General features: G+C 40.6%; 15 protein-coding genes and 1 pseudogene. 10 read left to right on the plus strand and 6 right to left on the minus strand.

What is annotated here, in order from left to right; genetic code table 11:
• Positions 1 to 237 precede the first annotated feature (237 nt).
• Together ACT7WV_RS06535 and ACT7WV_RS06540 are read right to left on the minus strand one after the other, a co-directional pair.
• On the minus strand, positions 238 to 1,278 hold the full coding sequence (locus ACT7WV_RS06535) for a hypothetical protein (protein WP_445102132.1): 1,041 nt from the start codon (positions 1,276 to 1,278) through the stop codon (positions 238 to 240).
• A 40-nt stretch (positions 1,279 to 1,318) separates the two neighbouring features.
• Complete coding sequence (locus ACT7WV_RS06540; protein ID WP_445102133.1) at positions 1,319 to 1,615, minus strand: hypothetical protein; 297 nt, start codon at positions 1,613 to 1,615, stop codon at positions 1,319 to 1,321.
• 67 nt (positions 1,616 to 1,682) lie between these two features.
• Here ACT7WV_RS06540 and ACT7WV_RS06545 point away from each other — a divergent pair, with 67 nt between their 5' ends.
• The 8 genes from ACT7WV_RS06545 to ACT7WV_RS06580 all read left to right on the plus strand — a co-directional run bounded on the left by ACT7WV_RS06545 (position 1,683) and on the right by ACT7WV_RS06580 (position 6,889).
• Positions 1,683 to 2,177, plus strand: coding sequence for a WD40 repeat domain-containing protein (locus ACT7WV_RS06545; RefSeq protein WP_445105587.1), 495 nt, complete (start codon positions 1,683 to 1,685; stop codon positions 2,175 to 2,177).
• A 200-nt stretch (positions 2,178 to 2,377) separates the two neighbouring features.
• On the plus strand, positions 2,378 to 2,587 hold the full coding sequence (locus tag ACT7WV_RS06550; protein ID WP_463424149.1) for a transposase: 210 nt from the start codon (positions 2,378 to 2,380) through the stop codon (positions 2,585 to 2,587).
• 2 nt (positions 2,588 to 2,589) lie between these two features.
• Entirely contained in the window at positions 2,590 to 3,129 is a 540-nt protein-coding gene (locus ACT7WV_RS06555; RefSeq protein WP_463424206.1) for a transposase, read from the plus strand.
• Positions 3,130 to 3,169: 40 nt separating this feature from the next.
• Positions 3,170 to 3,457, plus strand: coding sequence for a hypothetical protein (locus tag ACT7WV_RS06560; RefSeq protein ID WP_445102135.1), 288 nt, complete (start codon positions 3,170 to 3,172; stop codon positions 3,455 to 3,457).
• A 255-nt stretch (positions 3,458 to 3,712) separates the two neighbouring features.
• The gene (locus ACT7WV_RS06565; protein ID WP_445102136.1) at positions 3,713 to 4,798 is read left to right on the plus strand and encodes a WD40 repeat domain-containing protein; all 1,086 of its coding nucleotides are present in this window, start codon (positions 3,713 to 3,715) and stop codon (positions 4,796 to 4,798) included.
• 16 nt (positions 4,799 to 4,814) lie between these two features.
• Positions 4,815 to 5,492 carry a hypothetical protein gene (locus tag ACT7WV_RS06570; RefSeq protein WP_445102137.1) on the plus strand — a complete coding sequence of 226 codons (678 nt, stop codon included), beginning with the start codon at positions 4,815 to 4,817 and terminating at the stop codon, positions 5,490 to 5,492.
• Positions 5,476 to 6,468, plus strand: a complete 993-nt coding sequence (locus ACT7WV_RS06575; protein WP_463424224.1) for an alpha/beta hydrolase — start codon at positions 5,476 to 5,478, stop codon at positions 6,466 to 6,468. The genes ACT7WV_RS06570 and ACT7WV_RS06575 overlap by 17 nt, the downstream gene beginning before the upstream one ends.
• Positions 6,458 to 6,889 carry a hypothetical protein gene (locus ACT7WV_RS06580; protein WP_445102139.1) on the plus strand — a complete coding sequence of 144 codons (432 nt, stop codon included), beginning with the start codon at positions 6,458 to 6,460 and terminating at the stop codon, positions 6,887 to 6,889. Before ACT7WV_RS06575 ends, ACT7WV_RS06580 begins: the two co-directional genes overlap by 11 nt.
• A gap of 24 nt (positions 6,890 to 6,913) precedes the next feature.
• Here the strand turns inward: ACT7WV_RS06580 and ACT7WV_RS06585 are convergent, their stop codons facing one another.
• On the minus strand, positions 6,914 to 10,780 hold the full coding sequence (locus ACT7WV_RS06585; protein ID WP_445102140.1) for a CHAT domain-containing protein: 3,867 nt from the start codon (positions 10,778 to 10,780) through the stop codon (positions 6,914 to 6,916).
• A 371-nt stretch (positions 10,781 to 11,151) separates the two neighbouring features.
• On the opposite strand from ACT7WV_RS06585, the gene ACT7WV_RS06590 reads away from it, so the two are divergent.
• Both ACT7WV_RS06590 and ACT7WV_RS06595 read left to right on the plus strand, forming a co-directional pair.
• Positions 11,152 to 11,406, plus strand: coding sequence for a DUF4212 domain-containing protein (locus ACT7WV_RS06590; RefSeq protein ID WP_445102141.1), 255 nt, complete (start codon positions 11,152 to 11,154; stop codon positions 11,404 to 11,406).
• Between the two features lie 9 nt (positions 11,407 to 11,415).
• A complete protein-coding gene (locus ACT7WV_RS06595; RefSeq protein WP_445102142.1) occupies positions 11,416 to 13,095 on the plus strand; it encodes a sodium:solute symporter family protein in 1,680 nt (559 codons plus the stop codon).
• A gap of 181 nt (positions 13,096 to 13,276) precedes the next feature.
• On the opposite strand, the pseudogene ACT7WV_RS06600 reads toward ACT7WV_RS06595, so the two are convergent.
• From ACT7WV_RS06600 to ACT7WV_RS06610, 3 genes and pseudogenes are all read right to left on the minus strand, one after another.
• Positions 13,277 to 13,375: pseudogene (locus ACT7WV_RS06600) on the minus strand (hypothetical protein); the annotation flags it as partial.
• 973 nt (positions 13,376 to 14,348) lie between these two features.
• Positions 14,349 to 14,534: a hypothetical protein gene (locus ACT7WV_RS06605; protein ID WP_445102143.1), complete on the minus strand. Its 186-nt coding sequence runs from the start codon at positions 14,532 to 14,534 to the stop codon at positions 14,349 to 14,351.
• 156 nt (positions 14,535 to 14,690) lie between these two features.
• Positions 14,691 to 14,882 carry a hypothetical protein gene (locus tag ACT7WV_RS06610; RefSeq protein WP_445102144.1) on the minus strand — a complete coding sequence of 64 codons (192 nt, stop codon included), beginning with the start codon at positions 14,880 to 14,882 and terminating at the stop codon, positions 14,691 to 14,693.
• Positions 14,883 to 15,272: the final 390 nt, after the last annotated feature.

Genomic DNA, 15,272 nt, shown 5'->3' on the forward strand with positions numbered 1-15,272 from the left:
AGAATCCCCCGCTATAACCCTTCGCTTTGCTCGAGGGCAAGCCTTTGATTTAGCGGCGGGAGTGTCAATCCTAGCTCAGACTATATATATAGCCTTTTTCAAGTTGTCGGAGAAATATCAGCTGAAGGCAATTACAACACCGGATGAGGATTTGGCTGCTTGTTTGAGTTGAGTTAGTTAGGTAAGGGGGTGTGGCTTTTGTCGCGCCCCTTTTGTCTGGATGTTGGGTTTTTAGTTTTAGTTAGAGATGGGGAATAGGCGATCACATTTCTGTGCTACCTCGTGTCGTTCAAATAAGCTACTAAAAAACTTTTCTACTAGCTCTTCCGCATTCTCTCCACTAAGTTCATAACCTCCAAAGCGATAGACTTCATAACCAACAAGTTTCAAACGTCTATCTTCAGCAACCATTTCAGAGTATAAGCGTGGGCTAGGTTTACCTTGTTCAGAATAGTGATGTTGTCCATCAACTTCGATAACCACTCTAATTCTTTCAGAGAGTAAGAGTAGAAAATCCATCCTTTGGCGTACTAAACGTTTTTGCTCCTGTAACTGTTTCATGGTATAGGGGTCATAGTGTAAATAAATTTGTGGAATTAACGCAGGAAGTTGATCGTTAGAAGGTTTATAGAATTTACTAAAGTAAGTTTTAAACAAAAGCTTTTCAGGCTCAGAAGATAGAGACTTGCGTAGACGTGAGTAAAGTATCCGACCGACATCTCTATCAGTCTTATCATTAATATTCTCTCTCTCTCGCCACCAATCAACGAGTTCTTTCCAGAGCAGACCATGGGATTTAATAGGGCGATTATATACAAGACAATATTCAGCGTTTTTAACTATATCAATATCGTTACTTACTGAATCAGATAAGATTATTTCCGGTTTTTCTCCATCTGCGGCAAAGATTAAATTCTTAACACTACTACCTACTCCTGCTGTTTTGAGATAGACTTTGTAACCGTCTTTGTCTATCTCAAAACCATGCTTCTCACAAAGCAAACGTAATTCCTGCTTATCTTCTTGACTAACCCAGCTCAGCATGAGTGTTTTTTCTAAAACTTTGGCAAATTTGCGAAGTACTTCATCAATACTCTTCCAGTTGAGTGAGGCATAGTAGTCTTCAACAAGTGATCTACGTTCGCCACTTAACGTCTTTTCTGATTGTCCTTGACTAATTCCAGCTGTAGTAAAAATATCGTGGATACTGCGTATGTATAAATGATTCACGCAGAATTCTCGGAACTCTATTTTCAAAAGCTCAACATTCGGTGTCACTACGCCTCAAACTCCTAAAATGCTTTGGTTACACTCGATTTCATGACTTAGGTGGAAAAACATCATCAAGCGGAGTGATATCACCAGCAACAATTTCCTGACGCACCATTTGGGCTAGACTATCCCATTGCTCATCCTTAGTAGATTCAAAGCTATTTTTCCACGCTTGTTCATCTTCTAATTCCGCTGAAAAACTTGTCGCTATCTGCGCTTCGCAGCAGCGCTTCGCTATCGCCTCTTCCTCTTTAGCAAGCTCAAAGACTAAAAACTGCATAATTCTCAGCTTGTCAGCGCGGGAAAGATTTTTGAGAGTGGGAAGAAGCCCTGTTACAGTCATATTAATTTAGCCTAGGCTATCTATGCCAATTTTAACCTTCGGGTGTGGCTGAATTGGGTTAACGGCGATCGCACCTGACGGCAAAACCGTTGTCAGTGGTAGTGGCGATCGCATGGTTCGTATTTGGAATATTAGCTCAAATCAGCGTCCCCAGATGCTCAAGGGTCATTCTAGCGATATCGGTAAAGTCGAGATTTCATTTGATGGCAAGACGATTATTAGTAGGAGTTATGACGAGATTAAAATCTGGGATTTGGCAACAGGTAAACTCAAAGTAACATTGCCAAATTTCTCTCCTATGGAGATCGAAATAGGTGATTCAATCCTGATTGAAGATAACTCGCCATATTTCCAGACCTTAACTATCAGCCCCGATGGCAAAACGGCACTGGTTAACTTAGGCAGCAAATTTTTAGCATGGGATTTAGCAACAAACCAACAAAAAGTCCTCCAGACATCATGGTTTAACCATTTTTACTCTCCACGTATCAGTCTAGATGGACAGACAGCAGTTACTACCTCATATAGAACCCATTTGGTATCTTTACATTCTCCGGTATAATAATCCAAGATACTGGTTATCGAATACAAACTTACTCGAACTGTGTGATTGCCCTGCACCGTTCTTTGTCGAAGGTGCTTGGCACCTTCCATAACTTGAGTTGATCTAAGAGACAATGAGCTATTCAAGCAGTTTGACAGATAAAGAGTGGGAAATTATTGAACCCCTCCTACCTAAGAAAAAAGAACCAAACCCCCAACATGGACAAGAGGGAAATTTTAGATGGGGTTCTCTATCAACTCAAAAATGGTTGTAATTGGTGTGATTTGCCAAAAGATCTACCTCCCTATTCGACTGTATTTTGGCATTACAAACAGTGGCGAGAACAAGGAATAATTGAGAAAATACGAGATATTCTGCATGGACAACTGCGGCAGAAGGTTAAAAAAAACCATTATGGACAACCTTAATAATTATTGACTCACAGGCGGTAAAGAACACTTGTAATGCTAGTAAAGAATCGTCTGGTTTTTGTTTTTACAAATCAACAAACGGCATCAAAAGGCACTTAGCCGTAGATACTTTGGGATTTCCTTTTTTTACTCACTGCACCAAAGCATCGATTTCCGATGACCGGGGCTTAATTGAAATGCTCTCAGATAATATTGATTATTTCCAATCTAAACCTGTCAATATTCCCAAAATTACTATCCTTCTTGACAACGGATATCATCCTGAAAAATTGGCAGAAGAGTTGAAAAAAGTTTATCCCCAGATAATGACCAAGATTAGATTTAATCTATCAGCCAAACCAGACAAAACCCAAAAAGAAAAAGAAGGAAAAACAGGTTTTGTTCCAGTCAAAGCAAGGTGGGTTATTGAAAGAAGCAATTCTTGGATGGAGAGATGTAAAAGTTTGGTCAAGAACTTTGAAAAAACTCTTGAGAATTCTACCACCAAAATTAATCTTTGTTTTGTCCGACTGATGCTCAAAAGACTGGCAAATGGCTAGATAGATCCCAAATGGGTTCTATAGACAACCTGTAACTTATTTGAAGGTATGGGATCTGACAACGGCAAAGCTTAAGGTACAGGGACGTGTGTCTTCTTCTCCTAAACAACAAGGGGTTAGTGATATTGCCCTGAGTCGTGATCGCATTTTTGGCAGTACCCATAAGGGACTCAAAGTTTGGAATCTGCAAACGACCGAACTAGAAGCAACTCTAGATGAACAGCAGATGAGTCACTTAGTTGTCAGTCCTGATGGCAAACTCCTAGTTGGAATTACAGGCAATTCAGACAGTTATAGTAGCGAAATTTTAGTGTTGCAGCGTCCGTAAATTTGAAATCTAAACGAGTTTTATTTCTGTTTGCCGCCTTATAAATATACAGAGTATAGTAGTTCTCAATTAGGTGAGGTACAAACTTTTGGGTTTTAGGGAATAGGGAATAGGGAACAGGAAATAGGGAAGAAAATTGTATGTATCTCACGAGTATGAGAAACGCTATATATTTTATAATTCCTTGGAAAGGCTAATCTCTATCAAAAGCCATAAGATAATTGGCGATCGCAAAATTTTAGATGGAAAAAGCTGATGAAAATTTTAAAGATCGGTGACTTGAAACGCAAATACTTCTTGTTGGCTTTGGTGGGGTTCATCATACTAGTTCTTCTCGGAGATGATCCTTTGGAAGTTCTACCCTTTGTTCAACAGAAGCGGATGTACTGTTCCCATAATCAAATCAAATCTCCCTACTGTGATTTTTCAGTTGTTCGCACCCTAGAGGGTCATCCTACTGCCTTTGCTATTGTTATCAGTTATGACGGTAATACTTTGATTAGTGGTGGAAAAGATAAGGCAATTAAAGTCTGGGATTTGCAAACAGGACAGTTGAGAAAGACTCTTCAGAGTGATTCAGGAGAAATTCAAGCTGTGGCGATCGCACCTGACGGCAAAACCGTTGTCAGTGGTAGTGGCGATCGCCTGGTGCGCATTTGGGACATTACCTCAGATAAACCTCCTCGGCTACTCACAGGTCATTCTGGCAATGTTACTCATGTTGATATTTCCTCTGATGGGAAGACCATTATTAGTCTTGATCGGGGTAGAGATCCTGAGATCAAAGTCTGGGATCTTGCCACAGGTGAGCAAAAAGCAAGATTGCCATATCTCCATTTTGATGACATTAGTCCAGATGGCAAAACGGTACTTTTTACTTCACCAGCTAGTCAACTTATCGCTTGGGATGTAACAACAAACCAGCAACAAGTCCTCCAAAAGTTTTTTAGACCTTTAGACTCAGCACGCATTGGCTTAGATGGACATACACTGATTAGCCTTAAACGAGGAACTTTTACAAAACAAGCAAAAAGATCTTTCGATTTAAAAATATCAGATTTAACAACAGGAAAAGTAAAGACAAAAGAACGTTTTTCTCGTTGGATGTTCAAACCATCTGATATTGCCCTCAGCCGTAATTTTATGATTGGTAGTACCTTAAAGGGTTTAGCAGTATGGAATCTACAAACAGCCAAGCTGGAAGCAACTTTAAATAAAGATAATTTCAACAAGGATAATTTGAGTAATTTGGTAGTTAGTCCAGATGGCAAACTCCTAGTTGGAATTACAGGCAATTCAGATAGTTACAACAGCGAAATTTTAGTGTTACAGCGCCCTTAATCGAGGGAAATTCACGATGAGAAAGTCTAAGTTAACGGTTCGACTAAAATCGGTAGGAGTTGCTAAGGTTCTCTTATGGCTGCTTCGTATTTTTCTGGCATTAGACGGACTTTCAGTAATTCTCACATTAATTGAACTAGCCATACCAGTGAATCCCCCAACAATTGTCACCTTACAGCATTTACTGAATGATCTACTTATCCCGTCGCTTGTATTATCTCTGGCAACACTACTGCTGTTATTCGTTTGGATTTATCGTCTGCACAAGGACTTACACCAGTGCTATAGCAGTTACCCGATTGCTGCTTGGGATTCCTTATGTCGCTTTATCTTGCCCGGTTTTAACCTCTGGGGCATCTGGAATACACTGATGACAATTGCGCATTACTTTAAGGCAGAGACAGATAGCTTGCGCCGTTGCGGATTCCTCCTCTATCGCTTAGTTCCTGTAATGTACGCCATTTTTATTGCATCGTATCTACTAAAGAGATTGATATACAGATATGACTATCTAGGAAGAGTTGAGTCAATCAGAGATATTCCAGAGTTTTTCGTTACTGTGGCGATCGCTGCAAAAGAACTCCTAAGTTTGTCAGGGGTAATTATCTTAATAGCGATCACTCAAACAATTGTTAATGCCATGCAGCTTAAATTTATTCAAATCAGTAGAGCTAATGATGTCAATTTCAGTTAGAGTTCTCCTACTTATTGCTACAACACTTTATCAGGCGATCGCCTGCTGGTTGGAAAATCAAAAATCTCCACCTGGTCAACTCATTGATGTGGGTGGCTATCGCCTGCACTTCTGCATTGCAGGGGAAGGGAGTCCAACCATTATTTTAGACCATAGTTTAGGGGGAATAGAGGGCTATTTCCTAATAGAAGAATTGGCAAAGTTAACACGAGTCTGCATTTACGATAGAGCTGGATATGGATGGAGTGATCACAGCCCTCATCCTCGAACTAGTAACCAAATTGTGACGGAATTAGATACGCTGCTCACCCAAGCAGGAATTGAACCACCATACATTTTAGTAGGAAATTCTTTTGGCAGCTATAATGTCCGATTATATGCCCATCGTTTCCCGGAGAAAGTCATTGGAATCGTACTGACAGATGGACTTCATGAGACAGGAATGCTGAAAATGTCTATCCAGTTACAAGTTTTAAAACTCTTCTTTATTTCTGGCTTTTTGATGTCTACGATAGGCTCAATACTAGGGATTATTAGGCTATTAGGCCTCTATGGACTATTTGAACTACTAAAACCTGAATTACGACAGTTTTCTAAAGATTCTCTCAACTCAGTCAAATATTCTTTTTATCGTTCTAAGCATTGGATTACGATGAGTCGAGAAATGCTGAATTTAAATAAAAGTGCACGTCAGGTTAGTATCGCTAACCAGTTGGGTTCAATGCCCATAGTCAGCATCAAAGCAAGTTCCTTTTTTAAACCCTCTATTTGGACGTTTTTTATTCCTTTACGAGGTGCCAACCAACTAAGAGAAAAAATGCATAGAGAATTGCGCAATCTATCAACAAATTTTCTTGAACTTCAAGCTAATAACAGTGGCCATTTTGTGTGGATAGATCAACCTAACCTCATTGTAGATGCTGTGAGTATTCTACTAGAAAAAAATCAAAGGATATCACCTAACGATGAATTCTAAAGGTACGATAGAACCAAATTACGATGCTCTCGAAGAACTGTTTGAGGCAGTAGTGAGTAAATTAGCTGGTGATAAAACTCAATTAGCGGTTTGGCTTATTCAGAATAATATTGATTTCTCTTTGATTGAACCTCAGCTCATTGGATCACAATCTCCGTTTCCAGGAAGCAATAGCATACTCGCTGGCTCTAGCCTGCTTATTAAACTAAAGTTGAGTAATATGGAGAAAGTGATACAGCTTTTGGCAGCTAATGGTCGTTTAACATTTGAGGTTTTACATCTTGAAATTGAATCTAATGGTTCTGTTCAATTTGCTGCTTACGATCATTTTTCTCATGTTTTCTTCGGCGATGACATTTCCCTCAAAATGTTGGAAAATCTCAAGAGTCGTGAGATAATTTATGACTATCAAAAATCATGAATCCTACTCCCCACTTCCTAATCTTCACAATCCATTACCAATCAGAATAAACGGTGCCCAATAATAAGGATGATTGAGACGATTAGTTACTTGAGGCTTTACTCTATCCTCAATCGGTACAGCAGCCAGAGAAGACCGTTGTTCGCCCAAAGCAGTATAATCTCCTGTAATTAATGCAATTTGAGCTTCGCGTAGAGCTTCTGCTTTGGAAATGTTACCAAGCAATGCAGTATAAAAAGCATTCATTAACACCTGTGTCCCCCCATCATCAACCGTCCATAATGAGGCGATCGCAGCCTTTGCCCCTGCCCTTTGCATTTGGTAACCTAATCCTAGAATTTCTGAACCTGTACCCAAATTGCCACCAAGTCCAGTTTCACAAGCAGAAAGTACCACTAAATCTATATTATTAAGATTCCAGTTACGGACATCGGCAATAGTAACAGGAGTGCCATCCCCAAAGAGAATAAATGACTCTTCTGGTGTTCCCGGAACAATTGCCCCGTGGGTGGCAAAATGCAAAACTGTATAGTCCCCCATTTTCGGTTTCGTCTCTTCCGGATTGAAGGCATTATCAATAAGTGTGGTGGTATTAGCAACCGTCTTGGCTAAAGTTTCCACCTCTACTCCTGCATAGGGCAAACCGCCAAAGTTAAAGCGTTCTTTACCAAGAGTAAAGCTGTAGCGTCCAGTAGTAAACGCACCGGCGAGAATCTTAAGTTGAGACTGGGGTTGAGTATCAAGTTCTGTCAAGGAAGCGGCAGTAATATTATTAATACGGTAACGCTGCACTAACCATTTTTCACCATCATGTAAAGCTGCAAGGGGAATATAACGCAGTTGTCCATCAGGTGCATAGATAATGGTTTCAGCTTCTGCTGCTTTGAGGTCATTTTCTAAAGGCTTAATCAGCCATTTGTAGAGTTGTTGTGCGGGAGTTTTAGCATTATAAGCAGGGTTGCGCAAGGCTTGACAAAAGTCAATAATTGCCTGATTTAATTGTTCTTTAGTAACAGGAACAGTGCGGCGGATTGGCGGCGAATCAGGGGTAACTAGGACAATTTCTAAGCGATCATCGAGAATCAGAGGATAGAGGAGGACGGCATTTTGTTGCAGATTTCTTAGGTTATCTTGGATACTGAGAAGGTCTTCTAAATCATCTACTAAATCTGCTTTACGTGTCTTGGGAGTAAGTTGGGAAATTAGTGTTTCTACTTCTGGACTTTCAATAAAGTTATTGAAATCTGCAATAATTTTTTCTTGGGCGTTTACGAGTTGGGTAAGACGCTGTTCCTCTTGAGAAGTACGGTTGCCCTTCTCTCGAAGTTGGGTGAGTTCTTTGCCGATGGCAATGGCTTTATCGAGAATGTCTTGGTAACCGTCTTCAATTTGTTCTTCTGGAGGTAAATTGGTTATACCTTGGGCAGTTTGTTGATTGCCTCGGAGATTACGCAAATAATCTTCAAGTTCTTGGACTTTGAGTAAATCGAGGACTCGTTGGGCTTCAATGATGCGGTTTTGTTGTAATAATAAGTCGGCTAAATGGCGATAATCCTTAGCAATGGTTTCTGTGTAGGATTGCTGTTGTTTTTGAGGCAGTTCCTTGATATTATCTCGAATCGTTTCTCTGGTGTTAACGGATTGTTTAAAGAAAGCAATAGCTAATTCTGGTTGGTTCTGTTTCTCTAGCAAGTAACCGATATTGCTAAGATTTTCTCCTTCTCTTGGTCTATCCCCTGCTTGTTGACTAATTACTAATGCTTGCTGATAATATTCTAGGGCTTGTTGATACTGTCCCAAATGGTAGTAAGATTCTCCCATATTATCGAGAATTACTCCCTCCCCAACCTTAGAACCCAATAATTTTTGAATCGTTAAAGCTTGCTGATAGAAATCTAAGGCTAATTTATATTTGCCTTGTTGGTCGTAAACTTGTCCAATATTATTAAAAGTTGCTCCTTCTAGCAAGTTTTTGTCGAAGTCAACGGTTTTGAGGATTGCTAAGGCTTGCTGATAAAAATTCAAAGCTAATTCGTACTGTTCTAGCTTAGTATGAACATTACCAATAGTGTTGATAATTCTCACTTCCCCCGCCGTGTTACTAGATTTTTTGGCGAGTGCTGAGGCTTGTTCATAGAATTCTAAAGCTTTGGTATAGTCTCCCAAACTGCTGTAAACTAGCCCAATGTTGTAATGGATTACCCCTGTATTATCAACCACTTGTTCGGGAATAGCTAAAGCTTTTTGATAGAACTCTAACGCTTTGGCATACTCTCCTAAGCTGCTATAAATTAGCCCAATTTGGTTAAGAGTTTTCCCTTCCTCTGCTTGATCACCATTTTCTCTATGAATGACCAAAACTTGCTGAAATTTTGGTAATGCTTCTTGATATTGACCTTGATTGGAGAGTTGAATACCTTCTTGGTATAGTCGTACTTCTTGCTTGACTGAGGGTGGTGCCTGAAATAGCAGAGGCTCAAGATTTAAGGTAACTGGCAAAGAAGGTGCTTCTTCTGTTGGTTTATCGCCAATTTCCGGTCTAATTGCTAAGGCTTGCTGATAGTAATCGACTGCTTGTTTAGATTCTCCCAATTGCTCGTAAGTTAACCCTATGTTGTTGAGAGTTACTCTTTCCCAAATTTTCTCGCCAAGTTCTCGGAAAGTTGCCAAAGCTTGTTGGTAGTAATCCAAGGCTTTTTGATACTCTCCTAGCTGGTTGTAAACTGCTCCAATGTTGTTGAAAGCTACGCTTTTATTTTTTTTGTCGTCAATTTCTTGGAAAATAAACCCAGATTGTTGGTAGTATTCTAAGGCTTTCTGATACTCCTTGTTCTGATAATAAAATACACCTAAATTATTAAGGACAACTCCTTTTTGATCACCAATTTCTCTGGCGCTAGCTAAAGCTTGTTGGTAATAATTAAGTGCCTGCTCATACTCTCCCAATTTGTCGTAAACTATTGCTATATTGTGGAGATTTCCTGCTTCGTGAAAATGACCCATTAACAGATCCATTTTCTGGGCTTGCTCGAAGTAATTAAGAGCCAGTTGATACTCTCCTAGCTTGCGGTAAACTACCCCAATCCGGTTGAGAGTTGCCCATTCTTCTTCAGGTTCGCCATGTTCTTGATAAATTGCTAAGGCTTTCTCGAAGTAATCAAGTGCCTGCTGATACTCTCCTATCTGCTGAGAAATTAATCCCGTATTGAAGAAGAGGGTTGCTCCTTTATTGCGGAAAAGGCTTAAAGATTCATCAGCACAATTACTTAATTCCTCTCGAATTGCCACAGCTTGCTGATAGTAATCCAACGCTTGCTGATACTTTTCCTCATTTTGGTAAATTCTGCCAATTTCTTTGAAGACTACTCCTTGCCAAGCACCATCGTCACAAGCAGCGCTTTCCTCTGTGCCATCACTCACCTCCAGTGGAATTGCCGCAGCTTGCTGATAATAATCCAACGTCTGCTGAGTCTCTCCGAACTTGTCGTAAATTCTGCCAATTTGGTATAGGGTTACTCTAGCACCTGCGTGATTGTTGACCTCCCGTTGAATTGTTAGGGCTCGCTGGTAGTAATCCAACGTCTTTTGATACTCTTTCATGCTGCCGTAAACTAACCCAATTCTGTAGAGGGTTGTCCCAGCCCCTGCTTTATCTCCTATCTCTTGATAAATTAATAAGGCTTCCTCAAATCTTAAGAGTGCTTTTCCTAATTGAAATTCGTTATACTGCTCTATGCCTTCTTCTAATAAGCGATCGCTTTCAGCTTTCTGATCTTCAAAGGTTTGTGCCTGGGCTACTAAAGGCGAGAAAGTTAAGGTAAGTGGTAAGAAGAGAAAGATGGCAGAAAGTAGCAGGGTGGCAAAACTAAGGCTAAATAAACGTAAACCCATGAAACAAGTTTTCCCTCATCTATTTAACTGACTTATTCTCTATTCTCCGTAGCCTACGGCAATGCTAGGCGAACCCTGTTCCTTTTTACCAAATCCTTATATCCTATTTAAATGCAGCAACAGCTATGGTTGTTTTGCTTTTATAGATAAACTCTAGTAAAAATTCCGGTAAGCTCTCACCAAGAATGTAATATTTCTTAAATTCTTAGCTTTTTGCTAATTCATTAGCATTAAACTCAGATTAGCAAGTCTATTCGTTGCAATTCTTTATATTACCAAGTTTAGACTATTTTAGGCATCAAACTGATAATATCCCCTTGCAGGGGAATTGCTCTTTTTTGTCTTTTAAATTTTTTGTAATTCTAAAACCAATGGATGAAAATAACCGCAGATCTTACTGGCGTGAAAATACTGCTTTAATCAGAAATCTCTTGATAGTCTGGGCTGTAGTTTCTCTACTCTTGAGTATTATCTTAGCTAAACCACTAAACTCAATTGTGTTTTTTGGTGTACCCTTCGGTTTTTGGATGGCACAACAAGGCTCGATTATAACTTTCGTGGTGCTAATTTTTATCTATGCCATCCAAATGGATAAATTAGACCGCAAATACAATATCAAGGAGTAAGGAGAACTCATGACAGTTGAAATTTGGACAATTTTATTTGTTGGTCTCTCCTTTATTTTATACACCTACATCGGTTGGCGATCGCGCGTCAAAGACAGTTCCGGCTTCTTCGTTGCTGGACGAGGTGTACCCCCAATCGCCAATGGCGCTGCAACAGCCGCTGACTGGATGTCGGCGGCCTCTTTTATCTCCATGGCGGGGCTAATTTCCTTTTTAGGTTACGATGGCTCAATTTATCTGATGGGTTGGACTGGTGGCTATGTGCTGCTGGCGCTGTTACTTGCTCCCTACCTGCGGAAGTTTGGTAAATACACTGTGCCCGACTTTGTTGGCGATCGCTATTATTCTAATGTGGCTCGTCTAGTCGCAGTAGTAGCCGCAATTTTTGTATCATTAACTTACGTAGCAGGGCAAATGCGCGGTGTCGGAATTGTCTTTAGCCGCTTTCTCCAAGTAGACGTTTCTACTGGCGTGGTTATTGGTATGGTGATTGTCGGCTTTTTCGCCGTGCTAGGAGGTATGAAAGGCATCACCTGGACACAGGTAGCCCAGTATTGTGTGTTGATTTTCGCCTACCTGATCCCCGCGATCGCACTTTCTTTCATTCTCACAGGCAATCCCGTACCTCAGTTAGCATTTACTTTCAGTGATATTGCCGCCAAACTCAATCAAGTTCAGGCTGACTTAGGCTTTATTGAATACACCCAACCCTTTGTCAACAAATCCATGCTGGATGTGCTGTTTATCACCATTGCCCTGATGGCAGGAACAGCAGGTTTACCTCATGTAATTGTACGTTTTTACACAGTTCCTGATGTACGTTCAGCCCGGTATTCGGCTGGTTGGGCATTGTTATTTATCGCCATTCTTTACACTACCGCCCCAGCACTATCAATGTTTGCTCGCTACAACTTAATTAACTCACTCCACAATCAAACGATTGAAGAAGTGCATCAATTAGATTGGGTAAATAAGTGGGAAAACACGGGTTTATTAGCCTTTGAAGATAAAAATGGCGATGGACGCTTGCAAATGACACCGGAGGAACCAAGCAATGAGATTATCATTGACCGAGATATTATCGTCCTTTCCACTCCAGAAGTTGCCAAACTTGCTCCCTGGGTAATTGCTTTAGTAGCAGCGGGAGGATTAGCAGCAGCTTTGTCTACAGCTTCGGGTTTATTACTGGTGATTTCTAGTTCCTTCGCCCACGATATCTACTACCGCATGATCAATCCGGAGGCATCAGAAACCAAACGAGTATTTGTTGGCCGCATTATGGTGGGATTTGCTTTAGTAATTGCTGGGTACTTTGGTGTTAATCCACCGGGATTTGTTGCTCAAGTAGTTGCTTTTGCCTTCGGTTTAGCAGCAGCCAGTTTTTTCCCGGTGATTATGCTAGGGATATTTGATAAACGCACTAACAAAGAAGGTGCGATCGCTGGTATGGTGATTGGTCTAACCTTCACGGCAGTTTACATTATTGGTGTCAAGTTTGCCGGGATGGAACCATGGTTTTTTGGTGTTTCTGCTGAAGGTATCGGCACCTTAGGAATGGTGATTAACTTAATAGTTACTTTCGTAGTTTCTCGTCTCACTCCGCCACCACCAGCGGAAATTCAGGAAATGGTGGAAGATTTGCGTACACCTGCTGGGGAATTATCTGCTGGTGCGGCTGGACATTTTTAGGTTATGTATTTGGGGAAGTACCTTGCCCTCAGAATGGAATTCTGGGGCTATACAAACTAAGTCCGTCTCACGGACTAACAAAGAACCGAGTGTTTCATTTTAAACCCGCACAGGCGGGTTTTGTTTGTCTAGCTGCGGTTTTAACCGCCAAGTGCAAAATATTAATTACTCTTAGTAGCTACTAATCTTGATTTGACATTTTCTCGCCGAGGTTACTTAGGTTGTTTTTTGTTCTCTTAGTGTCGGGGTGGTTTTCTCCGAGAGTTTTACGACGGATTTGTAATGCTTGTTGAAAGAAAGGTTCGGCTGCTCATCAGAATACCAAGCTTGACTCTGTTTAGATAAAGCCTCACTGAGATTTTGGGCAAAGTCTTCTGGTTTCGGTTGCCGCTGCTTCTTACGATCCTGCCAAGTTTTTAAACCTACTTGTAAATGGAAGGGGATACCTTGAGAAGCTTTTGCGATCGTCTGGCAAATTCGTTGATCAGTAATGCCTTCTTCCCGCAAATAGTTTATACTTTTTTCTATGGTCAAAGGTATGATTGCTACTTGTCTTGCCTCTGGCAATTCCTCAATTCAACGCTCTGAGAAAATCACCCACAACAGATACTGATTGGACTCACTGATCATCTGTTCCAACCAAGAGCATTGACCAGATTCATCTAGTAATTGCCCGTACTTATCTATTAAAATAATAGCCTGTTGTTTAGCAGCAGATAAATTAGATTTACTCAGGTATTCCCTTAAATCCCTAAGGAAAAACAAAGGTAACTGCTCTAAAATTTGGCGATCTCTAGTAAAGTCCTTTAGTACTTCTCATTGAGGACGACACTTGCTTTCCCTATACCGTTGCCAAGCGGCTGGATCAGACATAGTCATCTAAAATCAAGCCAACTTTGATAGGGTTTGAATGACTGGAGGTAGGCTGTTCTTTTAAGTCCGTAAGAAGAGCATTAATTAAGTTGGCAGGATAGTTGATAGTTCGGGAAATGAATATTTTTGTAACAAAGTTCAGTTTGGTAATTCTCAAGACAATGGAGCCGTAGAAAGACGGGTACTCAACGGTGTTCCCTTGAAAGCTGAGTTAACTTTTAATACTGTACCGTTGGGGGTCAATGCTGTAGCAGCACTTGAAGTTCCTTACGCTTTCGGTAATAGTAGTATTCCCTGTTCGCCTGAGTTTTTTCAATTCAATAATCTAACCATCAAGGCACCTTCAGGTAACTTGATGGTTAGCTTCAAAAATTCATATACTACATAAGGTAAAATAGAATACTGATAGTCGATACGTGAGTAACTTCTCCACCTTGCAACTGACTAATTGGAGCTGGTATCATTTCCCCCCGGAAGTCTAGGAGTTGAACAATAATTAAGTAAGCGATCGCTAGTAGTATGGAAATTACTCCAGTGATTATGGCAACAATCTTCCCGCGCTCCATCAGTCCCCTCGAAATTTAGCTTCTTCACTATTCCTATATCCACTGTGCCACAGTTCTGCAACCCCTGGGAGCAAGGGTTGAGAATCTAGAAGGCTAGGCAAAACAAATAAGGACTTGCGGAGTAATAACCAAGTCCTTATTTAGTATCTTGGAGAGTTATAAGCTATCTAGTGGCTCGATTTCGTCACTTAGGAAGGGACCCCAAATACTACTGCAACCAGTCTTCTGAGTATCCCAACTTCCCAAAATGAAGTAAAATCCGTCACTGTTACAGGCTGCTATCTTGCCTGTGTGACCTTTCATCATACCTTTGGTGATTCTTACTTGAGAACTTGCGTTGTACACCATGTTGACAAATCCCTTTTTTAGTTAATAGCTATCATCACGACAAGAAGTATCTGTTACGGTTCTTGTCATGAGGAAGTAAGACTGTTTTTGAGTGGTAGAAATCAGGCAGGAGAAAACCAGTATTTGAATATATTGGTTATGCTCTCAACCTGACTCTAGTGCTGCTGCTGTAGCGGCAATAGCTAGGGTTCTACTAGCTTTAATAGATAATGCTTGTGTAGGCGCGAAGTTAGTCTACATGGTAAAATCTGAGAGAGCATAGTGGAACCAAGTCTGGATATCGGCTTAATGAAGTCCCAGCCCGATGGCAACCCAAGACTCGGTGATTGGGTGCAAACTCCTGCCATTATCCCTACGGTTTAACAGGAGAGGCTGGTTGGAAGACCATTT

The organism is Symploca atlantica LB2515, from assembly GCF_052546295.1.